Annotated in this window: 22 protein-coding genes; 18 read left to right on the top strand and 4 right to left on the bottom strand. The window is 73.2% G+C overall.

Annotated elements, in window-relative coordinates; all coding sequences use genetic code 11:
- Positions 1 to 14: 14 nt before the first annotated feature.
- Genes ACN261_RS22285 through ACN261_RS22295 form a run of 3 tightly spaced genes read right to left on the bottom strand, consistent with a single transcriptional unit; the run spans position 15 to position 2,079 of the window.
- Positions 15 to 530: a flavin reductase family protein gene (locus ACN261_RS22285; protein ID WP_421408478.1), complete on the bottom strand. Its 516-nt coding sequence runs from the start codon at positions 528 to 530 to the stop codon at positions 15 to 17.
- Complete coding sequence (locus tag ACN261_RS22290; protein WP_425851951.1) at positions 527 to 1,345, bottom strand: VOC family protein; 819 nt, start codon at positions 1,343 to 1,345, stop codon at positions 527 to 529. Before ACN261_RS22290 ends, ACN261_RS22285 begins: the two co-directional genes overlap by 4 nt.
- Entirely contained in the window at positions 1,342 to 2,079 is a 738-nt protein-coding gene (locus ACN261_RS22295; RefSeq protein ID WP_421481610.1) for an enoyl-CoA hydratase/isomerase family protein, read from the bottom strand. Before ACN261_RS22295 ends, ACN261_RS22290 begins: the two co-directional genes overlap by 4 nt.
- Before the next feature lie 191 nt (positions 2,080 to 2,270).
- Between ACN261_RS22295 and ACN261_RS22300 the strand changes: the two genes are divergently transcribed.
- The 11 genes from ACN261_RS22300 to ACN261_RS22350 are packed head-to-tail and all read left to right on the top strand — an operon-like array spanning position 2,271 to position 14,355.
- Positions 2,271 to 3,794, top strand: coding sequence for an ABC transporter substrate-binding protein (locus tag ACN261_RS22300; RefSeq protein ID WP_425851953.1), 1,524 nt, complete (start codon positions 2,271 to 2,273; stop codon positions 3,792 to 3,794).
- A gap of 2 nt (positions 3,795 to 3,796) precedes the next feature.
- Complete coding sequence (locus tag ACN261_RS22305; RefSeq protein ID WP_421481612.1) at positions 3,797 to 4,642, top strand: ABC transporter ATP-binding protein; 846 nt, start codon at positions 3,797 to 3,799, stop codon at positions 4,640 to 4,642.
- On the top strand, positions 4,639 to 5,562 hold the full coding sequence (locus ACN261_RS22310; protein ID WP_421481613.1) for an ABC transporter permease: 924 nt from the start codon (positions 4,639 to 4,641) through the stop codon (positions 5,560 to 5,562). The genes ACN261_RS22305 and ACN261_RS22310 overlap by 4 nt, the downstream gene beginning before the upstream one ends.
- 2 nt (positions 5,563 to 5,564) lie before the next feature.
- Positions 5,565 to 6,455 carry an ABC transporter permease gene (locus tag ACN261_RS22315; RefSeq protein WP_425851955.1) on the top strand — a complete coding sequence of 297 codons (891 nt, stop codon included), beginning with the start codon at positions 5,565 to 5,567 and terminating at the stop codon, positions 6,453 to 6,455.
- The gene (locus tag ACN261_RS22320; RefSeq protein ID WP_421481615.1) at positions 6,452 to 7,243 is read left to right on the top strand and encodes an ABC transporter ATP-binding protein; all 792 of its coding nucleotides are present in this window, start codon (positions 6,452 to 6,454) and stop codon (positions 7,241 to 7,243) included. The genes ACN261_RS22315 and ACN261_RS22320 overlap by 4 nt, the downstream gene beginning before the upstream one ends.
- Before the next feature lie 17 nt (positions 7,244 to 7,260).
- Positions 7,261 to 8,673 carry a zinc ribbon domain-containing protein gene (locus tag ACN261_RS22325; RefSeq protein ID WP_425851957.1) on the top strand — a complete coding sequence of 471 codons (1,413 nt, stop codon included), beginning with the start codon at positions 7,261 to 7,263 and terminating at the stop codon, positions 8,671 to 8,673.
- The gene (locus ACN261_RS22330; protein ID WP_425851959.1) at positions 8,663 to 9,847 is read left to right on the top strand and encodes an acetyl-CoA acetyltransferase; all 1,185 of its coding nucleotides are present in this window, start codon (positions 8,663 to 8,665) and stop codon (positions 9,845 to 9,847) included. Before ACN261_RS22325 ends, ACN261_RS22330 begins: the two co-directional genes overlap by 11 nt.
- Complete coding sequence (locus tag ACN261_RS22335) at positions 9,844 to 10,764, top strand: SDR family NAD(P)-dependent oxidoreductase (RefSeq protein WP_421481618.1); 921 nt, start codon at positions 9,844 to 9,846, stop codon at positions 10,762 to 10,764. Before ACN261_RS22330 ends, ACN261_RS22335 begins: the two co-directional genes overlap by 4 nt.
- A 29-nt stretch (positions 10,765 to 10,793) precedes the next feature.
- Positions 10,794 to 11,288: a VOC family protein gene (locus ACN261_RS22340; protein ID WP_067309619.1), complete on the top strand. Its 495-nt coding sequence runs from the start codon at positions 10,794 to 10,796 to the stop codon at positions 11,286 to 11,288.
- The gene (locus ACN261_RS22345; RefSeq protein ID WP_421481619.1) at positions 11,288 to 12,805 is read left to right on the top strand and encodes a class I adenylate-forming enzyme family protein; all 1,518 of its coding nucleotides are present in this window, start codon (positions 11,288 to 11,290) and stop codon (positions 12,803 to 12,805) included. Before ACN261_RS22340 ends, ACN261_RS22345 begins: the two co-directional genes overlap by 1 nt.
- Positions 12,802 to 14,355 (top strand): class I adenylate-forming enzyme family protein, encoded by a 1,554-nt coding sequence (locus ACN261_RS22350; protein WP_425851962.1) that lies wholly within the window; start codon positions 12,802 to 12,804, stop codon positions 14,353 to 14,355. The genes ACN261_RS22345 and ACN261_RS22350 overlap by 4 nt, the downstream gene beginning before the upstream one ends.
- 33 nt (positions 14,356 to 14,388) lie before the next feature.
- Here ACN261_RS22350 and ACN261_RS22355 read toward each other — a convergent pair whose 3' ends face one another.
- Positions 14,389 to 15,369: an MBL fold metallo-hydrolase gene (locus tag ACN261_RS22355; protein ID WP_425851964.1), complete on the bottom strand. Its 981-nt coding sequence runs from the start codon at positions 15,367 to 15,369 to the stop codon at positions 14,389 to 14,391.
- 68 nt (positions 15,370 to 15,437) lie between these two features.
- On the opposite strand from ACN261_RS22355, the gene ACN261_RS22360 reads away from it, so the two are divergent.
- The 7 genes from ACN261_RS22360 (at position 15,438) to ACN261_RS22390 (ending at position 24,077) form a co-directional block, all read left to right on the top strand.
- The gene (locus ACN261_RS22360; RefSeq protein ID WP_421481622.1) at positions 15,438 to 16,985 is read left to right on the top strand and encodes an AMP-binding protein; all 1,548 of its coding nucleotides are present in this window, start codon (positions 15,438 to 15,440) and stop codon (positions 16,983 to 16,985) included.
- Between the two features lie 33 nt (positions 16,986 to 17,018).
- The gene (locus ACN261_RS22365; protein WP_421481623.1) at positions 17,019 to 18,170 is read left to right on the top strand and encodes an acyl-CoA dehydrogenase family protein; all 1,152 of its coding nucleotides are present in this window, start codon (positions 17,019 to 17,021) and stop codon (positions 18,168 to 18,170) included.
- Between the two features lie 13 nt (positions 18,171 to 18,183).
- On the top strand, positions 18,184 to 19,212 hold the full coding sequence (locus ACN261_RS22370; protein ID WP_421481624.1) for an acyl-CoA dehydrogenase family protein: 1,029 nt from the start codon (positions 18,184 to 18,186) through the stop codon (positions 19,210 to 19,212).
- Between the two features lie 74 nt (positions 19,213 to 19,286).
- Positions 19,287 to 20,378, top strand: coding sequence for an LLM class flavin-dependent oxidoreductase (locus ACN261_RS22375; protein ID WP_425851967.1), 1,092 nt, complete (start codon positions 19,287 to 19,289; stop codon positions 20,376 to 20,378).
- A complete protein-coding gene (locus tag ACN261_RS22380; RefSeq protein ID WP_425851969.1) occupies positions 20,375 to 21,400 on the top strand; it encodes an LLM class flavin-dependent oxidoreductase in 1,026 nt (341 codons plus the stop codon). Before ACN261_RS22375 ends, ACN261_RS22380 begins: the two co-directional genes overlap by 4 nt.
- Positions 21,397 to 23,085, top strand: coding sequence for a class I adenylate-forming enzyme family protein (locus ACN261_RS22385; protein ID WP_425851971.1), 1,689 nt, complete (start codon positions 21,397 to 21,399; stop codon positions 23,083 to 23,085). Before ACN261_RS22380 ends, ACN261_RS22385 begins: the two co-directional genes overlap by 4 nt.
- Positions 23,082 to 24,077: an LLM class flavin-dependent oxidoreductase gene (locus tag ACN261_RS22390; protein ID WP_425851973.1), complete on the top strand. Its 996-nt coding sequence runs from the start codon at positions 23,082 to 23,084 to the stop codon at positions 24,075 to 24,077. Before ACN261_RS22385 ends, ACN261_RS22390 begins: the two co-directional genes overlap by 4 nt.
- The last annotated feature ends 10 nt before the right edge of the window (positions 24,078 to 24,087 follow it).

The following is a 24,087-nucleotide window of genomic DNA, read 5'->3' on the forward strand; positions in this document are numbered from 1 at the left end:
CCGGCGGCCCGCGATCACTCGGTCATCGTGCGCGACGGGGCGACGAACCGGCCCCGGTAGAACGACAGCGCCGGCACGTCGGTGGGCTTCAGGTGGACCCGGTCGACGTCGATCAGGACGATCACGTGGTCGCCGCTGGTGATCACCTCGTCGCGTCGTCCGGCCAGGATCGCCGGGGTGTCGGGCAGCAGCGGGACGCCGTCGGGGCCGGGCACCCAGGACACCCCGTCGAGCCGTTGCTCCCCGGACAACCCGGAGGTGGCGAACCGCCGGGCCACGTCCTCCTGGTCCTGGCTGAGGATGTGCACGGCGATCCGGTCGGCGTCCATCAGCACCGGGAAGCTCGACGAGAAACTGGTGACGCAGAACAGCACCTTCGCCGGGTGCAACGAGACCGAGGTGAACGAGTTCACGGTCAGCGCGGCGACAGCGCCCCCGGCGGTCACCGCGGTCACCGCCGTCACGCCGGTGGGGAAGTGCCCGCACACCTGGCGGAACTCGGCGGAGTCGAACAGGGGCTCGGCCATCATCGGGTCACCGCCGGGTCGCAGGAGTCGTGGTCGGGACGCAGCCCGGTGTCGAGCTGGATCAGGCACAGGGTGTGCCCACCCGGGTCCTTCACCAGGTGCAGCCGTCCGTGCGGGGTGTCGACCGGCCCGACGGTCGGCTTGCCGCCCAGGGCGGTCACCCGGACCAGCGCGTCCTCGAGCGAGGCGACGGCGAAGTAGGTGACCCACGTCGACGGGATGGGGTTCGGCCAGGCGTTGTCGAGTTCGTGGACCCCGGCGACCGGCACGTCGGCGAGCATCAGCACGGTGTAGGGCCGGGCCGTCGGCGAGTCGTCGCGCTGCTGGGTGGTGTAGCCGAACAGCGCGCGGTAGTAGGCCACCGCCTCGGCCGGCTCACCGGTGTCCAACTCGTTCCAGCACAGCGCCCCGACCGAGTTGACCGCCTGGACGCCGACGCGCGACTCACCCTGGTAGAGGCCGAAGGCCGCGCCGAACGGGTCGATCACCGCCGCGCCGGTGCCCGCCGCCGGCAGGTACCGTGGCGGCGCGACCAGTTCGCCGCCGAGCGCCACCGCCTGCCGGGCGGACGCGGTGATGTCGTCGACGGCGAAGTAGGTGAGCCAGCCCCGGGGGCGGTCGCCGTGCAGGGCGGCGGCGTCGGAGATCCCGGCGACGTCCCGCCCGTCGATGCTGCACATCCGGTAGGTGGTGCCGCCGAGGCGTTCGGCGCGGACCGTCCAGCCGAGCAGCGCGGCGTAGAAGGTCTCGGCCTGCGCCGGGTCGGGCGTGCACAGCTCCACCCAGACCGCCTCGCCGGGCTGGAATCGTGGTCTCATCCGGTTGCCCCCCTGGTGGCCGGGCCCGCGACGATCGTGCGGGCCGAGATGTCGTACGCCTGGTCGGCGGTCCCGGTGGTCAGGCTCGACTCGACGACGCCGACCACCGCCCGCAGGGTCGCCCCCGGCACGGCCAGCAGGGCGTCGACGAGCTCGTCGACCGCCCCGTCCAGCTCGTCGTCGGGGACCACCCGGGCCACCAGGCCCCAGTCGAGCAGTTGCCCGGCGGTCGCCTCCGCCACCCCGGTGAGCAGGTGGTAGGCGTGTGGCCGGGGCACCGACCGGGCGATGGTGTGGCCGACCCCGGCGGGGGCGAAGCCGTAGCGCGCCTCCGGCAGGGACAGCCGGGCGTCGGCGGCGGCGACCGGCAGGTGTACGGCGGCGAGCAGGCCGACGCCGAACCCGATGATCCGTCCCCGGACGGCGGCGACGACGGGCACCGGGAGCCGGCGGATGCGCTGCACCGCGGTGTCGCTGGCGCGCAGGTCGGCGGCCACCTCCTCGCGGGTGGCCCCGGCCAGCGCGGTGAAGGAGGAGGTGTCCCAGCCGGCGCAGAAGTGCCGCCCGGCCATGTCGAGGCGGATGACCGCGCAGGTCGCGTCGGCGGCGGCGGTCTCCAGGGTGTCGACGAGCCGGTGCAGCGTCGGGGTGTCGAAACAGTTGCCGCGCGCCGCGTTGTCGTAGCGGACCCGGGCGAGGCGGCCGTCGTGCCCATGGGTGAGGGTGATGGTCACCGCGGCATCATACAAACCGGTCGGTATGAACACAACGGTGCTGGCCGGCGGGCCTTTGTCACGCGAATGTCACGAGCGAGATACCCGGTCGACCCGTTGACTTGATACCGGCTGGTCGGTACTTTGTGGCGAACGTCACCGCCGCCTCACGCGGAGACAGAACGGGTCCATCGCAGTGAAGGACACCCATGATGATCATGAAATCCCTGCGCTCCCGGCGCTCCCTGACACTGGCCGCGGCCCTGGCCGTCGTGGGCGCCGGCCTCACCGGGTGCGGCGGCTCCGATTCCGACAAATCCGGCGCGTCGGGCACGGGCCCGATCCGGGCGCTGCTCGCCGCCCAGCCGGCGACCCTCGACCCGATCGTCGGCGCGCGCTCCGCCCAGATCGTCTGGGCGACGATGCTCGAACCCCTGATCAACACCGGTAGCGACCTCGCGCCGACCGACACCGGCCTGGTCACGAGCTGGACCCGTACCGACGCCACGACCTGGACGTTCAAGGTCCGGCCCGACATCAGCTTCAGCAACGGCGAGAAGGCCGACGCGGCGGCGGTCGCCAACACCATCACGCTCACCCGCGACAGCGCGGCCTCGCAGCTCAAGTCGTACTTCGGCAACGTCACCGCGATCGAGGCGCCCGACGCCACCACGGTCGTGGTCAAGACCAAGACCCCGCAGTACGACATCCCCGACCTGCTCACCACCGTCTACCTGGTGCCGCCGAAGTACTACCAGGAGAAGGGCTCGGAGGGTTTCGCCGCCGCACCCGTCGGCACCGGCCCGTACGTCTGGTCGGGCGCGAACGCCGGCCGCGACATCTCGGTCAAGCGCAACCCCGACTACTGGGGCACCAAGGCGACCAACGAGGGCGTCACCTTCACCTGGGCCAACGAGGCCGCCCAGCGGCTCGCGCTGATCCAGAGCAAGAGCGTGGACGTCTCCTTCGACCTGCCGCCGGCCCAGGCCAGCGCCGCCAAGTCCGCCGGGGTCGAGGTGGTCAGCACCGAGACCGCCATGAAGATCATCGCCTTCCTCGACTCCACGAAGGCGCCGTTCGACGACCCCAAGCTGCGCGAGGCGGCGGCCCTGGCCATCGACCGCGACGCCATCGTCAAGGGCATCTTCGACGGCCAGGCGGTCGCCGACGCCGGCCTGCTCAACGTCAAGCCCGGTCAGCAGCCGACGCAGAGCGTGACCGCCGACGCCGCCAAGGCCAAGGAACTCCTCGGCGGGGCGACCCCGACCGTGCAGATCACCTACCCGGCCGCCCAGTACACCAACATCGAAGAGGTGTCCCAGGCCGTCGGTGGCAGCCTGGAGAAGGCCGGCTTCAAGGTCAGCTACGTGCCGCTGGACTACGGCACGCTGGTCAAGCGGATCGTCGGCCGCCAGGTGCCCGGCCTGTCGATCTTCGCCGGGGTGCCGAACGTCGCCGTGCCCGACTACTTCGTCAGCGGCTTCATGAAGACGAAGTCGATCACCGGCAACTGCCCCGACCCGCAGATCGACACCCTGGCCCAACAGGCGCTGGAACAGAACGATGCCCAACAGGCCGCCCCGCTCTACGAGCAGCTCAACACGATCGGCGTGGTCCAGAAGCACTGCTACGTGCCGCTGTACCGGCAGGTGTTCAACTACGCGACCGGCCCCGGCGTCTCCGGCGTGGTGTTCGGCCCGCTGAACACCGTGGACTTCACGAAGACGACCCGCTGACGATGTCCGAGGTAGCGGAGACGGGGGTGCCGGGCGACCTCGCCCGGCACCCCCGCACCCCGGAGTCGGACACCCCCGTGCTGGAGGTCGACGACCTCGTCGTCGAGCACCGCGACGGCGGCACCGGCACGCTCTTCCGCGCGGTCGACCAGGTGTCACTGCGCATCGCGGCCGGTGAGAGCGTCGCCGTCGTCGGCGAGTCCGGCTCCGGCAAGACCACCCTCGCGATGGCCGCCACCGGGCTCGGCCCGCGCGGCCGGGGCGACATCCGGCTGCTCGGCCACTCGCTCGCGGCGGTCAGCCGCACCCAGCTGCGCCGGCTGCGCCCCGAGGTGCAGGTGGTCTTCCAGGACCCGCACGGCTCGCTCGACCCCCGCCAGTCGGTCCGCTCCGGGTTGCGGGAACTGCGGGCGCTGCAACCCGAACGGACCTCCTGGATCGACGACGCCGACCTGCTCGGCCGGGTCCGGCTCGCCCCGGACCTGCTCGACCGCTACCCCCACCAGCTCTCCGGGGGCCAGGCGCAGCGGGTCTGCATCGCCCGCGCGCTGCTGATGCGTCCCCGCCTCATCGTCGCCGACGAACCGACCTCCGGCCTCGACGTCTCCGTCCAGGCCGACGTGCTGGCCCTGCTGCGCCAGATCCGGGCCACCACCGGCGCGGCGCTGCTGATGATCAGTCACGACCTGGCCGTGGTCCGTTCGCTCTGCGACGTCGTGCACGTGATGTACCGGGGCCGGGTCGTCGAGGCGGGACCCTGCGACCGGGTCTTCGGCACCCCCGAGAACGACTACACCCGCGAACTGCTCGCCGCGATGCCCGGCGCGCGCTGGAGGTCCCGCCGATGAAGGCCAGCACCGTACGCCGCGTCGGCGGCCGGCTCGCGTCGCTGTTCGCCTCGCTGCTCATCGCGCTCAGCCTGGCGTTCCTGCTCGGCCGGCTCTCCGGCGACCCGACCGCCACCATCCTCGGCCCGATGGCCCCGCCCGAGCAACGCGAGGCGCTGCGCCACCAGCTCGGCCTGGACCTGCCCGTCGTCGTGCAGTACCTCGACTACCTCAAGGGCGTGTTCACCGGCGACCTCGGCCAGTCGTTGCAGTTCTACCAGTCGAACACCTCGATGATCGCCGACCGGCTGCCGTACACCCTGCAACTGGTCGGCGCGGGCATGGCCCTCGCCCTGCTGGTCGGCGTGCCGCTCGGGGTGCTCGCGGCCACCCGGGAGGGCACCTGGTGGGACCGGGGGGCCTCCACCCTCGCCCTGCTCGGCCAGTCCGTGCCGGTCTTCTGGTTCGGCATGATGCTGGTGGTGCTGTTCGCCGTCAAACTCGGCTGGCTGCCCGCCGGCCAGTCCGGCAGCCCGAGACACCTGATCCTGCCGGCGCTGACCATGTCGGTCTACCCGATGGCGCACATCGCCCGGCTCACCCGCGCCTCGATGAGCGACGCGCTGGCCGAGCCCTACATCGACTCCGCCCGAGCCCGGGGCATCAGCACCCGCCGGGTGGTGTGGCGGCACGCCTTCACCAACGCGATGATGCCGATCCTCACCATCGTCGTGCTGCAGACCGGCATCCTGCTCTCCGGCGCGGTCGCCGTCGAGTACGTCTACTCCTGGCCCGGTCTCGGCCAGCTCGCGTTGCAGGCCATCCAGTTCCGCGACTTCCCGCTGGTGCAGGCGATCGTGGTGTTCGGCGCGCTGGTGTTCGTCGTACTGAACCTGCTCGTCGACGTCCTGCACTCGATCGTCGACCCGAGGGTGCGGTGAGCATGAGCCAACTCGAACTCGACCCGGTCACCGCCCCGGTGTCGCCACCGCGCCGGGCCGGCCGCCGGGCGCGTACCTCGGTGTTCTGGCTGGCCCTGCCGCTGGCGGTGGCCGCCGTCGCGGTGTTCGTGCTGCCGCTGACCGGGCTGCTGCCCGACGGCGGCCAGAACCTCGACGCGACCCGCCAGCCGCCCGCGTTCCTGGCCGGCGGCAGCTGGGCACACCCCCTCGGCACCGACAAGCTCGGCCAGGACCTGCTCACCCAGTTCGTCTCCGCCGGCCGGCTCACCATCGTGATCGGCCTGGTCGGCGCGCTCGTCGCGATCGGCCCCGGCACGCTGCTCGGCCTGCTGGCCGGCTACTTCCGGGGCTGGGTCGACCGGGTCATCTCGATCCTCATCGACGCCCAGCTCGCCCTGCCGTTCATCCTGGTCGCCCTCGCCATCATCGCCAACCGGGGCAGCTCCCTGCCGGTGCTGTTCCTGGTGCTGGCGCTCACCGGCTGGGCGGTGTGCGCCCGGGTCACCCGCGCGGCGACGCTGGCCATCCGGGAACGCCAGTTCGTCGTCGGCCTGCGCGCCGCCGGCGCGTCCGAACCCCGGATCGTCTTCCAGCACATCCTGCCCAACCTCGCCGGCACCATCGTCGCGCTCGGCACCCTCCAGGTCGGCACCGCGATCCTGGTCGAGAGCGCGCTGAGCTTCCTCGGCCTGGGCGTGGTGCCGCCGATGAACAGCTGGGGCTCGATGCTCGCCTCCGGCCAGGACGAACTGAGCCAGGCCTGGTGGATCGCCTTCTTCCCCGGCCTCGCCATCACCGTGCTGGTGCTGCTGGTGAACCTGCTCGGCGACGCGCTGCTCACCCACCACGACCCACGGAAGAGGCGGCGATGAGCGCACTGCTGACACTCTCCGGGCTGTCCATCACCGCCCGGCTCGCCGACGGCGACCTGCGCCTGCTCGACGACGTCGACCTGGAGATCCGCCGGGGCCAGATCGTCGGCGTCGTCGGCGAGTCCGGCAGCGGCAAGACCACCCTCGCCCGCGCCGTCGTCGGGCTGCTCGACCGCAACGTCCGGGTCGACCGGGGCACCGTCACCGTCGGCGACGAGCAGGTGGTGGCCCCCGGCGTCGACCGCACCGCGCGGGTCCGGGGCAGCGCCGTCGGCATGGTCTTCCAGGACGCGTCCCGGTCGCTGAACCCGCTGCTGAAGGTCCGCACCCAGCTCGCCGAGGTGCTGCGCCGCCACGTCCGGGACATCACCCGCGCCGAGGTGGAACGCCGCTCGGTGGAGGTGCTGGCCCAGATGCGCATCGACGACCCCGGCCGGGTGCTGGCCAGCTACCCGCACCAGCTCTCCGGCGGCCTGCGCCAGCGGGTCGCCATCGGGCTCGCCGTCGTCACCCGCCCCGCGCTGGTGATCGCCGACGAGTGCACCACCGCCCTGGACGTCACCACCCAGACCAAGGTCGTCGACCTGTTCCGCACCCTCGTCGACGAACTCGGCATCGGCCTGCTCTTCGTCACCCACGACCTGATGCTCGCCAGCGACCTGTGCGACCGGATCGCGGTGATGAGCGGCGGGCGGGTCGTCGAACAGGGCGACGCCCTGACCGTGCTGGACCGACCGCAGCAGGAGTACACCCGACGCCTGCTCGCCGCCATCCCCTCGTGGAGCTGAAGGAGAACCCGCGACCCATGCCCGAGCAACCAGGCATCGACGCCTACGCGGCCTACCTCCCGGCGTACGCGCTCGACGACACCAGGCTCGACCCGACCGCGCCGGCCCGTGCCGGCGGCCCCACCCGTAGCGTCGCCGGCTACGACGAGGACCCCGTCACCATGGCCGTCGAGGCGCTGCGGCACATCGCGGCCGACACCCCGGCCGGACGGCACCTGCTGCTGGCCACCACCAGCGCCCCGTACGAGACGAAGACCTCCGCCGGGGTGGTCCACGAGGCGCTGGGCCTCGACCCCGGCGTCACCGCCCTCGACCTGCGCGGCCACCGGGCCGGCGCGTCCGCCCTGGACCTGGTCCTGCGGGGCGTCGCCACCGCGGCCCTGGCCGACGTGCGCACCACCCGCCCCGGGGCCCCCGACGAGCTGGCCCAGGGCGACGCCGCCACGGCGTTCGCCGGCGGCGGCCGGGCCGCCGTGCTCCTCGCCCGCGCCGGCCACACCACCGAACTGCTGGACCGCTGGCGGCTGCCCGGGGAACGGCACGACCGGGTCTGGGACGAACGGTTCACCGCCGAGATCCTCGTCGCCGCCGGCCTCGACGCCGCCCGCCGGGCCCTGGCGCAGGCGTCCCTCGACACCGTCGACGAGGTCGTCGTGTCGTCGTCGAACCCCCGTGCGGCGGCGGCGCTGCGCAAGGCGCTCGGCGGCACCGGAGGGGACGCGAGCGTCGAACGGGCCACCGGCTTCACCGGCGTCGCCCACCCCGGCCTGCTGCTCGCCGCCGCTCTCGACGAGGCCGAACCCGGGCAGAGCATCCTGCTGGTGTCAGCCACCGAGGGTGCCGACGCGTTCGTGCTGCGGGTCGGCGACGGCGTCCGCGCCGCCCGGGGCGGGCCGACCGTCCGCGCCCAGCTCGCCGCGCGGCAGCGCCTCGGCTACGGCCGCTACCTACGTTGGCGGGGACTGCTCGACGTGCAGGGCCCGGCCCGACCGGCGTCGCCGGCCCCGGCCGCCCCGCCCATGCACCGCCGGGCCGGCTGGAAGTACCGGCTGGAGGGCAGCCGGTGCGCCGCCTGCGGCCGGGTCACCACACCCCCCGGGCGGGTCTGCGCCGCCTGCGGCACCGCCGGCTCCGGCACCGCCCCGGTGTCGCTGCGCGACCGCACCGCCCGGGTGGTCTCGGTGACCCGCGACCACCTGACCACCATGCCGGAACCCGAGGTCGCGATCGTCGTCGCCGACGTGGACGGTGGTGGCCGGCTCAGCGCGTACGCCACCGACGTGGCACCCGCCGACGTGGCGGTGGGGATGGCGATGACCCCCGTGTTCCGGCGGCTCTGGACCACCGACTCGATCCACAACTACTTCTGGAAGCTCCGCCCGGCACCCGCCGACGCCGCGCCAGGGAAGGACACCGCCGATGGCCAGTAGGCGCACCACCCACGACGTCGCGATCGTCGCGATGGGCTGCACCCCGTTCCGGGACCACTGGAACTCCTCCGCCGACGACCTGCTCGTCGACGCCGTGCAGGAGTGCGTCGGGTCGCTGCCCGACGTCACCCTCGACGACGTCGACGCGTTCTGGGTCGGCACCCAGGGCTCAGGGCTGTCCGGGCAGACCCTCGCCCGCCCGCTGCGGCTGACCGGCAAGCCGGTGACCCGGGTGGAGAACTACTGTGCCACCGGCTCGGAGGCGTTCCGCAACGCCGCCTTCGCCGTCGCCTCCGGCGCGTACGACATGGTCATGGCGACCGGGGTGGAGAAGCTCAAGGACTCCTCCTACTCCGGGCTGTCGGCGGTGTTCCCACCCGCCGACGGCACCGACGTCGACTGGACCGCGCCGGCCGGGTTCTCCCTGCTCGCCCCCGCCTACCAGGCGGCGTACGGGATCGACGAGCGACAGATGCGCGCCGCGATGACCCGGGTCGCGGTGAAGAACCACGCCAACGGGGCCCGCAACGACCGCGCCCAGTTCCGTCGGGCGGTGACCGCCGAGACGGTGGAGCGGTCCCCGCGGATCGCCGGGCAGCTCGGTGTCATGGACTGTTCGGGCGTCTCCGACGGCGCGGCGGCGGCGATCCTGGTCCGGGCCGAGGACGCCCACCGGTACACCGACAGACCGGTCTACCTGCGCGGGATGAGCTTCGTCGCCGGCTCCGGGGCCGGGCTGGCCGCCGACGGCTACGACTTCACCACCTTCCCCGAGGTGGTCACCGCCGCCCGCGAGGCGTACGAGCAGGCCGGGGTGACCGACCCGGCGGCGCAGATCTCGCTGGCCGAGGTGCACGACTGTTTCACCCCGACGGAGGTGGTGCTGATGGAGGACCTCGGTTTCTCCGCCCGCGGCAAGGCCTGGCGGGACATCCTCGACGGCCGGTACGACGCCGACGGGGCGTTGCCGGTCAACACCGACGGCGGGCTCAAGTCGTTCGGCCACCCGATCGGCGCGACCGGGCTGCGGATGATGTTCGAGTGCTTCACCCAGCTGCGCGGGGAGGCCGGGCCCCGACAGGTGCCCGACGCCCGGCTGGCGGTGGCCCAGAACCTCGGCGGGCAGCCCGGTTCCTGCGTCGCGTTCGTGGCGGTCCTGGGGAACGAGCGATGAGCGCCCGGGTCACCCTCGACGGCCGGGTCGTCGTCGTCACCGGCGCGGGCAACGGCATCGGCCGGGCGCACGCGCTGACCCTCGCCGCCCGCGGCGCGTCGGTGGTCGTCAACGACCTCGGCGGGACGGTCGACGGCTCCGGTTCCTCAGGCGCGGCGCAACAGGTCGTCGCCGAGATCCGCGCGGCCGGCGGCACCGCCGTCGCCTCCACCGACTCGGTGGCCACCGCCGCCGGGGGTGCCGACCTGGTCGGCCGGGCGATCGACACGTACGGGCGGCTCGACGCGGTCATCCACAACGCCGGCATCCTGCGGGACCGGACGCTGGCCAAGATGTCCGACGAGGACGTCAGCGCGGTGCTCGACGTGCACCTCGCCGGGGCGTTCCACGTGCTGCGGCCAGCCTGGCCGCACCTGGTCGCCCAGGGCTACGGCCGGATCGTGCTGACCAGTTCGTCGTCCGGCCTGTTCGGCAACTTCGGCCAGGCCAACTACGGCGCGGCCAAGGCCGGCCTGATCGGGCTGATGAACGTGCTCGCGCTGGAGGGGGCCCGCCGGGGCATCCTGGTCAACGCGATCGCGCCGACGGCGGCGACCCGGATGACCGAGAACCTGCTCGGCGAGCTGACCGACCGGTTCGACCCGCAGCACGTGGCCGCCGTGGCGACCTTCCTCGCCTCGGAGCAGTGCCAGCTCAACCGGCACATCCTCACCGTGGGCGGCGGCCGGGTCGGGCGGATCTTCCTGGGCGTCACCCCCGGCTGGTACGGCGGGCCCACCCCGGCCTCGCCCGACGACGTGCTCGGCGCGGTGGACGAGATCTGCCGACTCGACGACTTCATCGTGCCCGACAGCGGTGCCGACGAGGTCACCCTGATCCAACGGGTCCTCGGCGGGTCGTCCGGCCCGTCCGCCTGAACCGCGAACCCCATCGGAAGGCAGGCATCATGCCGGTCAGTGAAGTGCACCACGTGGCGATGACCGTCTCGGACGTCGACCGTGCCGCGGACTTCTACGAGCGCGCCCTGGGTTACCGCCGGACGCTGCGTACCGACGTCGGCGGGCCGGGGATCGAGGTGTCGCTGGGGCTGCCCGCCGGCACCACCGGCCGGGTCCAGTACCTCCAGGGTCCCAGCCGGGTCGGCCAGCTCGAACTCATCGAGTGGAACGGCGTGAAGACCCGCACCGCCACCGCCGGTCATCTGGAGCTGGGCACCTTCCTGCTCAGCTTCGAGGTGCCCCTGGACGAGCTGGACGACCTGCACCGGCGGCTGACCGAGCTGGGCGCGCAGTGCCTGTCCGCGCCCAACCGGGTGCTGCTGGACAACTACGGGTACATCACCGCGTTCGCCGCCCGGGACCTCGACGGCAACCTGCTGGAGTTCGTGTCGCTGCCGTCCCGGGAGGAGATCCTGGCCCGGCGGCGGGGGAGCGGCGACTGATGGGCGGCAGCAACTTCACCGAGACGCTGCGCCGGCAGGCGTTGCGCCGCGCCGACGCCGAGGCTCTGGTCGACGGGGCCGCCCGCTGGACGTACGCGGAGTTGGACGCCGACGTGGACCGGCACGCCGCCGCCCTGCGCGACGCCGGCATCGCCGACGGCGACCTGGTCGGGGTGCTCGGGCGCAACACCGCCACCTACGTCATCGAGCTGCTGGCGCTGAGCCGGCTCGGCGCGGTCTCGGTGCCGCTGAACTGGCGGCTGCACGCCAACGAGCAGGCGTACGTCATCGACCAGGCCGGCGCCACCGGCCTGCTCTACGACGACGACTTCGCCGCCGACGCCGCCCGCCTGGCGGCCACCACCGGGCTGCGTACGCTGGTCGCCAACGGCGACACGGTCGTCGGCGACGCCCGCCGGCTGGCCGACCTGCTCGCCGGGCAGCCGCCGGGCGTGCGGGTCGCCGACGCCGACAAGGGCCCGGCCGACGTGCACCGGCTGCTCTACACCTCGGGCACCACGGCCCGCCCCAAGGGGGTGGTGCACACCTGCGGGAACCTCACCGCGAACCACTTCGCGCAGGTCCTCGAACTGGAGCTGACCGCCGCCGACCGGATCCTCGTCTCCGCGCCGCTGTTCCACGTCAGCGGGCTGGAGGCGCCGGGCCTGGCGACGTTCGTGGCCGGCGCGACGATGGTGCTCACCCCGACGTTCAAGCCGACCGACATCGCCCGGATCGCCGCGCAGGAGCGGATCACCGGCATGGTGCTGGCCGCCCAGATCCTGTTCGGCCTGCTCGACCTGGACGACCCGCCGGATCTCGGGGCACTGCGCTACCTGCTGTTCGCCGGGGTCGCGCCGAGCGTGCGGCAGGAGGTGAAGCGCCGGCTGCCGCACGTCCGCCTGATCGACACGTTCGGCATGACCGAGCTGTGCAACGGCGTCTGCTACCTCGACGCCGCCCACGAACAGAGCAAGCTCGGCGCGCTCGGCGCACCGTTCCCCGGGGTGCAGATCCGGATCGTCGACGAGCACTTCCGGCCGGTCGGCCCGGACGTCGAGGGGGAGATCGTCGTGCGGGGGGAGAAGGTGTCGCCCGGCTACTGGAACGACGACGAGGCCAACCGGCGCAGCCGGCGCGACGGCTGGTTCCGCACCGGCGACGTGGGCCGGATCGACGCCGACGGCTACCTGTGGTTCGTCGACCGCCGGGCCGACCTGATCAAGTCCGGTGGGGAGAACATCGCCAGCGCCGAGATCGAACGGGTCCTCGCCCAGCACCCCGACGTCGCCGAGGTCGCCGTGATCGGGGTGCCGGACCCGCGGTGGGACGAGGTGCCGAAGGCGTTCGTCATCCTCCGCGACGGCGCGACCGGCACCGCCGAGCAGCTGCGTGCGCACTGCCGGGCCGAACTGGCCCGCTACAAGGTCCCCCGGTACGTGCAGCTGGTGACGTCGTTGCCGCGCAACGACTCCGGCAAGGTGCTGAAGAAGGCGCTGCGCGAGGCGGCGGGGTGAGCACCGCGAACCTCGCCGCGATGCTGGCCGGCAACGCCCGCCGGTTCGCCGACGCCGACGCGCTCGTGTTCGAGGCGCGCCGGTGGACCCACCGGCAGCTCGACGACGACGTCAACGCCCTGGCCGCCGGCCTGGTCGCCGAGGGGGTACGCCGGGACATCCGGGTGGCGGTCGTCGCGGACAACGTCCCCGAGTTCCTGCTGCTCTGCCTGGCGCTGGCGAAACTCGGCGCGGTCGTCGTCCCGCTGAACTACCGGTTGACGGCGGGGGAGCTGGCCCGGTTGCTGGCGCACGCGCGGGTCGGGGCGGTCGCCACCGTGCCGGAGTTCGCCCCGCTCACCGCCGCCGCCCTGGCCGACCTGCCGGCCGTACGCCGGTTCGCGCTGGAGCCGGTCGGCGACGGCTGGACCGACGTGCGGGCGCTCGTCGCGGCGCACCGGGGCGCGCGGGTCGCCGACGCCGACCTCGACGACGCGGCCCTGCAACGGATCGTCTACACCTCCGGCACCACCAGCCTGCCCAAGGGGGTGCTGCTCACCCACGGCAACGTGAACATGAACATGCACGCCCAGATCGTCGAGCTGGGGCTGCGGCCGACCGACCGGATCCTCAACGCCGCGCCGCTCTACCACGTCGGCGGCACCGACCTGCCGGGCTTCGGTATCTGGCACGTCGGGGGCGCGATGGTGCTGCACCGCAGGTTCGTGCCGGCGGCCGTGCTGCGGGCGATCGAGACGGAACGGATCACCGGCATGGTGGTGGCGGCGACCATGCTGGACATGGTCCGCCGCGAGCCCACCGCCGCGACCACCGACCTGTCGTCGGTCCGCTGGCTGATCTTCTCGCAGGTCACCTCGGCGCTGTTCGGGGTGGCCCGGGGGCTGTTCCCGAACGCCCGGCTGATCGAGGGGTACGGCCTCACCGAGACGTGCAGCGGGCTGACCTACCTCGACGCCGCCCACCAGGAGTCCAAGCAGGGGTCGGTGGGGCTGCCGGTGCCGTGGGTCCAGGTCCGGGTGGTCGACCCGGACGGTGCGGACGTGCCGGTCGGCGCGCACGGCGAGGTGGTCGCGCGCGGGCCGAAGGTGAGCCCCGGCTACCTCGACGATCCGGTGGCGACCGCCGCCGCGTTCCGGGACGGCTGGTTCCACACCGGCGACATCGGCTGCTTCGACGCCGACGGCTACCTCTACATCCGCGACCGGCTCAAGGACATGATCCGCAGCGGCGGGGAGAACATGTCCAGCGCCGAGATCGAGAACGTGCTGGCCGACCATCCGCTGGTGCTGGCCGCGTCGGTGGTGGCCGCCCCGCACCCGACGTGGCAGGAGGTGCCGGCCGCGTTCGTGGTGGCCCGGCCGGGGTTGACGCCCGAGGCGCTGATCGCGCACGCCCGGCAGCGGCTGGGCCGGTTCAAGGTGCCCCGGGAGGTCTACCTGGTGCCGGAGTTCCCCACCAACCCGTCGGGCAAGGTGCTCAAGCGGACCCTGCGGGAGCTGCGCCCGACCCTGCGCCCGGACTGGACGTACGACGACGCCCGGCGGGACTGAGCCGGCCGCCGGGCCGGGCGGGCCGCCCCGGCGTCACCTGTCGGCGGCGGCGTGGCGGAGCAGGGCGAGGGTGTGCACCAGGGCGAACCGTCGGGTGCCCCGGCCCAGCTCGTCCCACGGCTTCTTCCAGGTCATCCGCCGGGCGACGTCCCACGCGGTGTCGCCGTCGCGGGCCAGGCCCCGGACCGTCCCGACCTCGTTGCGGTGGAACGCGGCGAGCGCCTGCGCGCGGGCGGCGACGTCCCGGTAGGGGAACTGGTGGGCGGGGCAGGCGATGGCGGCCCCGAGGTCGCCGATGCGGGCCAGCGTGCCGAACAGGTCGGCGGCCGGGTCGTCGTCGGGGCGGCTGACGATGGCGAGCTGGGTGGGCCCCTCGGCCATCATCGTGTCACCGGTGAAGACCAGGCCCCGGCTGTCGACGTAGACGGTGTGGCCGTAGGTGTGCCCGGGGGCGGGCAGGGCGCGGACGGTCACGTCGCCGAAGCGGAACTCGGTGTCGTGCTCCACGGCCACGTCGAGCCGCAGGTCCTCCTGGTGCACGGCGACGGCGACCGCGTCGGCGTACATGGCGGTGACGACGTCGGGCGGGGCGCCGGTCAGGTCGAGTGCGGTGCGTACCTGCTGGAGGAACGTGCCGCGCCGGCGGTGCATGGTGGTGAAGTCGTCGGGCGCGCCCATCACCACCCGCGCGCCGGAGGCGGCGCGTACCCGGTCGGCGAAGCCGACGTGGTCGGGGTGGTTGTGGGTGAGCAGGACCGCCGCGATGGTGTCGACCCGCTGCCCGATGGACGCCACCGACCGTTGGAACGACGTCCAGCAGCTCGGGTGGTCGTAGCCGGCGTCGACGAGGACCGGGCCGTCGCCGGTGATGATCAGGAAGACGGTGATGGACCGCAGGGCGCTGCCGTGCAGGGGGACCGGGATCGCCCAGACACCGTCGACGACCTGCGTGGGGACCGGCACCTGGCGGGCCCGCCAACTGGCGGCGTGGGCGTCGCTCACGGGTATGGACATCGTCGGGAGGCTCCCTTACTGTGGGACACCAACATACCGGATGGTCGGAATCTAGCTCAAGGAGTCCGATGAGCCAGGAGCGGACCGGGTTCCGGCTGTGGGCAGCCGCGGAACCGGAGCTGTGCGCGATCGTGACCGCCGACGACCGGCGGATCTCCTACGGTGACCTGTTCGCCGAGGTGAACCGGATCTCGCACGGGCTGCGTACGCACGCGGGCCTGCGGCCCGGCGACACCGTCGCGGCGGTGATGACCAACAGCCCCGGCCTGGTCGCGCTCTATCTCGCGACCATGCAGTCCGGGCTCTACCTGGTCACCCTCAACTACCACCTGACCGCCCCCGAGGTCGGCTACATCCTCGCCGACAGCGGGGCCCGGGTGGTGGTCGGCTCCGCCCGGGTCGAGGACGTCGTGCTGGACGCCGCCGCGGCGGCGCCCGGCATCCAGGTCTTCGTCGACGGCACGCCCCGCACCGACCGGGCCCGACCGCTCACGGCGCTCACCGCCGACATGCCCGCCACCAGCCCGGCGGACACCCCGGCCGGCTCCCTGATGATGTACACCTCCGGCACCACCGGCCGGCCCAAAGGGGTCAAGCGCCCGCTCAGCGGCGTCGACGCCGACACCGGCGCGCTGACCTACGTCTGGCTGTTCCGCGAGTTCGGGATGGAACGGGAGGCGTTCAGGTCCTGGCTGGTGTCGGCCCCGATGTACCACTCGGCCAACATCACCCCCGCGATGGGCGCGCTGCACGCCGGCGGCACGATGGTGCTGATGGACGGCTGGACGCCGGAGGGCTTCCTGCGCCGGGTCCAGGAGTGCCGGGTCACCGGCACCAGCATGGTGCCGACCCACTTCTACCGGCTGCTGCAACTGCCCGAGGCGGTCCGCGACCGCTACGACCTGTCCTCGCTGCGCTACGTGCTGCACGGCGCGGCACCCTGCCCGCGCGAGGTCAAGCAGCGCATCCTCGACTGGTTCGGTCCGGTGGTCTACGAGTACTACGGCTCGACCGAGGTCGGCACCACCGTCGCCCGTCCCCACGAGTGGCTGGCCCACCCGGGCACGGTCGGCCGGCCGGCCTCCATCTCCACCCTGCGCATCCTCGACGAGCTGGGCAACGAGGTGCCCGTCGGGCAGACCGGCATCGTCTACATGCGCCAGGGCGACGACCGGGTCGAGTACCACAACGACCCCGGCAAGACCGACGGCGCGCGGCGCGACGGCCTGATGACCGTCTGGGACGTCGGCCACGTCGACGCCGACGGCTTCCTCTACATCACCGGCCGCGCGGCCGAGCTGATCCTCGTCGGCGGGGTCAACGTCTACCCGGCCGAGATCGAGGCGGCGCTGATCGGCCACGACTGGGTCGCCGACGTCGGCGTCGTCGGGGTGCCCGACCCGGAGTTCGGCGAGGTGCCCCAGGCACACGTCGTGCTCACCGACACCGCGCCCGACCCGGACACGGCAGTCGCGCAGCTACGCCGGTACCTCGCCGAGCGGCTGGCCAAGCCGAAGCGCCCGCAGTCCTACGTCGTGCGCGACGCGCTGCCCCGCGACCCGAACGGCAAGCTCTACAAGGCCCGGCTCGTGCCCGCCGAGGAGGCCAGCGCATGACCGGCGACACCGACGACCCACAGGGGGGTGGGCATGGACTTCGCTGACAGCGACACCGACCTGGCGTTCCGGCACGAGGTCGGCAGGTGGCTCGACGGGGCGCTGGCCGACGTGCCCGACCAGGAGGAGTTGACCCAGGACGAGCGGGAGCACTGGTCCCGGGTGTGGCAGGACCGGCTCTGCGCCGGCAACTGGGCCGGGCTGTCCTGGCCGGCGGCGCACGGCGGCCGGGGGATGGACGCGCTGGCACAGGCCGTCTTCAACGAGGAGGCCGCGGTACGCGGCGCGCCGTACCCGCTCAACGGGGTGGGCATGATGCTGGCCGGGCCGACGATCATCGCGCACGGCACCGACGCCCAGCAGGCCCGGCACCTGCCCGGCATCCTGCGCGGCGACGAGTACTGGTGCCAGGGGTTCAGCGAGCCCGGCTCCGGGTCGGACCTGGCGAGCCTGACCACGGCGGCGACCCGGGTCGACGGGGGCTGGCGGATCAACGGGGCCAAGATCTGGACGTCCAACGCGCACAACGCCTCGCGCTGCCTGCTGCTTGCCCGTACCGACGCCGCCGCGCCGAAGCACGAGGGGATCACCTACTTCCTCGCCCCGATGGACGGGTTCACCGTCCGGTCGCTGGTGATGATCAACGGGGACACCGAGTTCAACGAGATGTTCCTCGACGACGTGTTCGTCGCCGACGACGACGTGCTCGGCGGGGTCGGCAACGGCTGGACCGTCGCGCTCACCACGCTCGCGTTCGAGCGCGGCAGCATGGCGCTCAACCTGTGGGTCTGGGCCCGGCAGGCGGTCGACCGGCTGATCGACGTCGCCGTCGAGCGGGGCGTCGCCGACGACAGCGCGTTCGTCGACGCGGTGGGCGCGTTGCAGTGCGACGCCGAGGCGGTCCGGATCGGGTCGATGCGGATGCTCGGCGAGAGCCGGGCCGGCGGGGTGCCGGGGCCGGAGACCTCGGCGCTCAAGAGCCTGTGGGCCCGGGTCGTGCAGAACGCCAACCGGCTCGCCGTGCAGCTCGACGAGGCCGGCGGGGTGCTGGTCGACGGCGACGGCGCCGCCGCCCGGATGCGCCGCTACCTGCGGGCCCGCGCCCACACCATCGAGGGCGGCACGGAGGAAGTCCAGAAGTCGATTCTCGCGGAGCGGGTCCTGCGCCTGCCCCGCTCCCGCTGAGCGAGGTGGTCCGGTGCGCGCGACATTCACCCAGGAACAGCAGGACATCGGCCGTACCGTGGGCGCGCTCGCGGACGCCGACCGGGGCGCGGCCCGCGCGGCGTGGTCGGGCGGGTGGCGGGCCCCGGCGGGGGACGGGCCGCTGCTGCGCGACTTCGGGCTGCTCGGGGTGCCCGAGTCGGCCGGTGGCATCGGGTCGGGCCTGATCGACCTGCTGGTCGCCGTCGAGGCGCTCGGCGGGCGGTTGCTGCCCAGCCGGTTCCCGGCGCACGCGGCGGCCGTGCAGCTGCTCTGCGGCGACGGGCAGCGCGGGCCGCTGCCCGAGGAGGTGCTCGACGGTCGGCGGGTGCTCACCGCGGCGGTCGACGTGCCGGGCGGCTCCGGCTGGGCCGACCGGGTGCCGGTGGACCCGCTGGTGCGCACCCTGGTGCCGTACGCGGAGCAGGCCGACGGCGTGGTCGCGCTCGGCCCGGCGGGGGTCTGGTTCGCCGACCCGGTCCGGATCACCGCGCGGCAGTCGCTGGACCCGTCGGTGCCGCTGGCGGACGTGACGGTGGCCGCGCCCGAGCGGCCCGGCCCGGCCGGCACCGGGCCGCTGCGGGCGGCGCTGGTGGTGGCGGCCGAGTTGTGCGGGGTGGCGCAGGGGGCGATCGACCTGGCCGCCGAGCAGGCCCGCACCCGTCGCCAGTTCGGCCGGGTGATCGGGTCGTTCCAGGGGGTCGCGTTCCCGCTGGCCGAGGCGGCCACGGCGCGCAAGGCGGCCTGGGACCTGACCCTGTACGCGGCGTGGGCGGTCGACACCGGACGCCCGGACGCCGCGGTCCAGGTGCACGCGGCGAAGGCGGCGGCCGGGCAGGCGGCGGTGTTCGCCGCCGAGCGGTGCATCCAGGTGCACGGCGGGATGGGCATCACCATGGAGGCGGACCCGCACCTGTTCCTGCGTCGCGCGTTCGTGCTCGACGCCCGCTGCGGGCGGGGGTCGTGGCACCGGCGGCGGGCCGGGGAGTTGCGCATCCGGGCACGTCGGGCCGCACGCGGCTGACCTGCGGAAGTCTTGCCGGGCACTAGCCCGGGGCACTAACATACCGGCTGGTCGGAATAAATGAGGAGAAGGCCGTGAAGTTCGGAATCATGAACCTGTTCCCGGTGGCCGACGGCGCATCGGACCATCAGGTGCTCCGGGAAACCCTCGAGGAGATCCAGCTGGCCGACGAGCTGGGCTTCGACTCGGTCTGGCTCGCCGAGCACCACTTCTCGAAGTACGGCATCCTCGGCAGCCCACTGAACTTCGGCATGGCCGTCGCCGAGCGGACCCGCCGGATCACCATCGGCACCGCCGTCCTGGTCCTCCCGCTGCACCACCCGCTGCGCCTGGCCGAGGACATCGCCGCCCTCGACGTGCTCAGCGGCGGCCGGGTCTCCATCGGCGTCGGCCGGGGCTACCAGCCCGCCGAGTTCGCCGGCTTCGGCGTACCGCTGGCGGAGTCCAAGCAGCGCTACCAGGAGACCCTGGAGATCCTGCGGCTCGCGCTGTCGCAGGAGAACTTCTCCTACCACGGCGAGATCTTCCACTACGACAACGTCACCACCTACCCGAGGCCGTACACCCCCGGCGGGCCGCCCATCCTGCAGGGCACGGTCTCCCCGGAGAGCTTCCGGGACCGCGGCGCGGTCGGCGAGTCGATCATCACCTCACCGAACTTCACGCCGTTGGGCATCATGCAGAAGAACTTCGACCTCTACCGGCAGAGCATGCGGGACAACGGCTTCGACCTGTCCACCTACGACCTGCCGTTCATGCAGCAGGTCTGGTGCGGCGACGGCGACGAGGGCCTGCGGACGGCGGCGACGGCGGCGATGAACTACTACAAGTCCGTCGGCAAGGTCATCCCCGGCTCGGAGGACGCCATCGCCCAGGAGCGCGCCTACTACGCGGCGGTCGCCAAGAACATCGAGCTGCTCACCCTGGAGCAGACGCTGACCCACGGCGGGAACTTCGGCTCGGCCGAGCGCGTCATCGAGACCATCGAGATGCTGCGCGACCAGCTCGGCATCAACCACTACATCGGCTGGCTGCGGATCCCGTCGCTGGACCGCGCCGCCGCGCTGCGCTCCATGGAGGAGTTCGCCGACAAGGTCATCCCGCACTTCCGGGCCCAGGACCGCGCCGCCGAGCGGGTGCCCACCGCCGAGGCGGTCCTCGGGTGAAGATCAGCTGCTTCCTGAGTGCCCAGTTCGACCCGTCGGCGTCCGCCGCCGAGGGCATCGACGGCGTGCTGGCCCAGGCGGCCGCCGCCGAGGCGGCCGGCTTCCACGCCGTCTACCTCGGCCACCACTACCTGGCCCGGTCGGCGTTCGTCCAACCCGTCCCGCTGGCCGGCTACCTCGCCCACGCCACCTCCCGGGTCCGGATCGGGTTCGGCGTGCTGCTCGCCCCGCTGCTGAACCCGGTCGCCCTCGCCGAGGACCTGGCCTCCCTCGACGTGCTGTGCGGCGGCCGGCTGACCGTCGGCATCGGCGCGGGCTACCGCAAACGCGAGACCACCGCCTTCGGCGTCGCCTGGGAGGACCGGCTGCGCCGGCTGCGGGAGTACGTGCCGATCCTGCGCGCCCTGTGGAACGGCGAGACGATCGACGCCGCCGGCAGCTGGGGTGAGGTCCCCGGCGCGTCGCTGGCGCTGCGCCCGGCCCAGCCCGGCGGCCCGCCGCTGTGGATCGGCGCGTTCGCCGAACCCGCCGTCCGCCGTGCCGCCCGCCTCGACGCCCCCTGGCTGATCGGCCCCAAGGGCAACGACGCCGAACTGGCCCGGCTGCTCGGGATCTACCGGGCCGACCTGGCCGAGCGCGGCTTCCCCCTCGACCGGGAGTACCCGATGAGCCGTGAGGCGTACCTCGGCGACAGCTACCCGGCGGCGGTCGCGGCCGTCCGCCCGCACCTGCAGCGCCAGTACGCCGGCTACAAGTCCTGGGACGACGCGCAGTCCCTCGACCTCGACCGGTACCTGGCCGAGGACTGCCTGGTCGGCTCGGCCGACGAGATCGTGGCCAAGCTGCGCCGCTGGGAGACCCAGCTGGGTATCACCGAGGTCTCGCTGCGCCACCAGTTCGTCGGCGCGAGCCAGGACGAGGCGATGGAACAGCTCGCCCGCTTCGGCGCGGAGGTCATCCCCAGGGTCGCCACGACCGTCGCCCCGAGGATCGCCGCGACCGTGCCCGGGGTGACCCGGTGAACGGCGGCAACCTGGTCGGCGTCCTGGAGCGCCGGTGCGCCGACCGGGGCGACCTGCCCGGCCTGCACGGCGAGGACGGCAGGTCCTGGACCTTCGACCAGATCGACCTGCTCGCCGGGGGCGTCGCCGCCGCGCTGCGCGCCGAGGGCGTCGGCCCCGGCGACCGGGTCGCCTGCTACCTGACCAACGGCCCCGAGATCGTCTTCCTGCTCTTCGGGGCCTGGAAGATCGGCGCGGTGCCGGTCACCGTCAGCAGCCTCTACAACGCCGCCGAGCTGGCCGAGTCGGTGGCGAAGACCGCGCCCCGGCTGCTGCTGGTCGACGACCGCCGGCCCGACGTGGTCGCCGCCTTCCTCGCCGCCCGGTCTGACCCCGACGGGAACGGTGCCGCCGTCCCGGTCCGGTCCATCACGACGCCGCTGACCGGCGTGCCCGAGCTGCCGTGGCGGCGGGAGACCCGGGTCACCGGCGTCGAGGTGGGGCCGCAGGCCGAGGCGTGCATCCTGTTCACCGGCGGCACCACCGGACGACCCAAAGCGGTCAGCGTCACCCACGGCGGGACGCGGGAGTCGCTGATGCGCCTCGCCCGGGTCACCACCGGCACCGAGGCCGAGGGCAGCGCCGCCCGCGACGCCCGCCCCAACCTGATCGCGCTGCCGCTGTTCCACAGCGGCGGCCAGCACGCGCTGCTGTTCGCGTACTTCGTGGGCCGCCCGGCGGTGGTCTGGGAACGCTTCGGCGTCGACCGGCTCGCCGACCTGATGCCCCGGTTCGGGTTCGACAACCTGTTCCTGCTGCCCACCATGGTCTTCGACATCGTGCACGCCGAACGGGACCTGCCGTTCGACGGGGTCAGGTCGGTGCTGGTGGCCGGGCAGGCGATCTCCTGGCCGGTGCGGCGCGCCTTCGAGGAGCGCTACCGGGTGCCCATCCTGGTCAACTACGGCTCGACCGAGGCCGGGCACATCGCCGGCTGGACCGGCCGGGACATGAAGGCCGGCCGGTGGAAGCCCGGCTCTGCCGGCCGGGTCTACCCGGGCGTCGAGCTGGAGATCCGCGACGACGCCGGGGCCGCGCTGCCGACCGGCGCCCAGGGCGAGGTGGTGGTCCGCTCCGCGCTGACCCGGGGGTACGTCGACGACGCCGCCGCCTCGGCCGAGCTGGTCCGCGACGGCTGGGTGCACACCGGCGACATGGGCTACGTCGACCCCGACGGGGTGCTCTTCCTGGTCGGCCGCAAGCGGGACATGATCAAGTGCGGCGGTTTCCAGGTCTGGCCCGAGGAGATCGAGGACGAACTGCGCGGGCACCCGCTCGTGCGCGACGTCCGGGTGCTCGGCCGACCGGACGACCGGCTGGGCGAGATCCCGGTGGCGCTGGTGGTCCGGGCCGCCGACGACACGGTCGACGACACCGACCTGGCCGCGCGGCTCGTCGCGTACGCCCGGGAGCGGCTGGCCCACTTCAAGGCCCCCCGGCGGATCGAGTTCGTGCCCGCGCTGGAACGCAGCGCCACCGGCAAGACCAGCCGCGCAGCGGCTCCCCTGCCGGAGGCCGGCAAGACCAGCCGCGCAGCGGCTCCCCTGCCGGAGGCCGGCAAGACCAGCCGCGCAGCGGCTCCCCTGCCGGAGGCCGGCAAGACCAGCCGCGCGGCGGCACCGTCGCAGGGAGGCGAAAGCCGATGAGGTTCGGCATCATGGCGTCGCACCAGTACCCACCCGGTGACGACCTCCGCAGGCACCTCGACGACCTGTTCGGCACCGTCGAACTCGCCGCCGAACTGGGCTACGACTCGGTCTGGACGATCAACCACTTCCAGTCCAACCTGGCCACCCCGCAGCCCATCTCGATGCTGGCGAGCCTCATCCCGCGCTCCGGGGACATGCTGCTCGGCACCGGCATCCTGCTGCTGCCGATGTTCCACCCGGTGCACGTCGCCGAGGAGTTCGCCACCCTGGACCACCTCTCCGGCGGGCGGGTGGTCCTCGGCGTCGGGGCGGGCTACCGGGAGAACGAGTTCGCCGCCTTCGGCGTCGACCCGGAGACCCGGTTCCGCCGCTTCGACGAGAGCCTGCGGCTGATCCGGGCGCTGTGGAGCGGCGCGCCGGTCACCCACGACGGGGAGTTCTACCCGCAGGTCGACGCCACCATCGGCATCCCGCCGCTGACCCCGGGCGGGCCACCGATCTGGATCGGCGCGGGCGGCAAGAAGGCCGTCCGTCGGGCCGCCCGGCTCGGCGACGCCTGGTACGCGCCGGGCAACTCCCCGAGCCGCCGGTTCCTGCCCGAACACCTGGCGGTCTACAACGAGGCGCTGGCCGAGTACGGGCGCGACCCGGCGACGGTGCAGCGGCCCGTCGGCGTGGAGCTGTACTGCGCGCCGAGCTCCGAACAGGCCGTCGCGGAGGCGCTGCCGCACGCCCGGGTCGAGTACTCGACGTACGCCGAGTACCCGGCGCTGCGCTGGCAGCGGGACCGGTTCGACGAGCTGGTCCGCAACACGCTGCTGCTGGGCTCGCCCGAGTTCCTCGTCGAGCGGATCTCCGCCCTGCGGGACCTGGGGTTCGACCATCTCATCTTCCGGCCCGGCTGGCTGGGCATGCCGACCGAGAAGTTGCGCGCCTCGCTGCGGCTGTTCGCCACCGAAGTGATCCCTGCCTTCCGTACCACCACCTGACCTAAGGAAT

The organism is Micromonospora sp. WMMD723 (assembly GCF_049863385.1).
GTDB lineage: Bacteria > Actinomycetota > Actinomycetes > Mycobacteriales > Micromonosporaceae > Micromonospora > Micromonospora wenchangensis.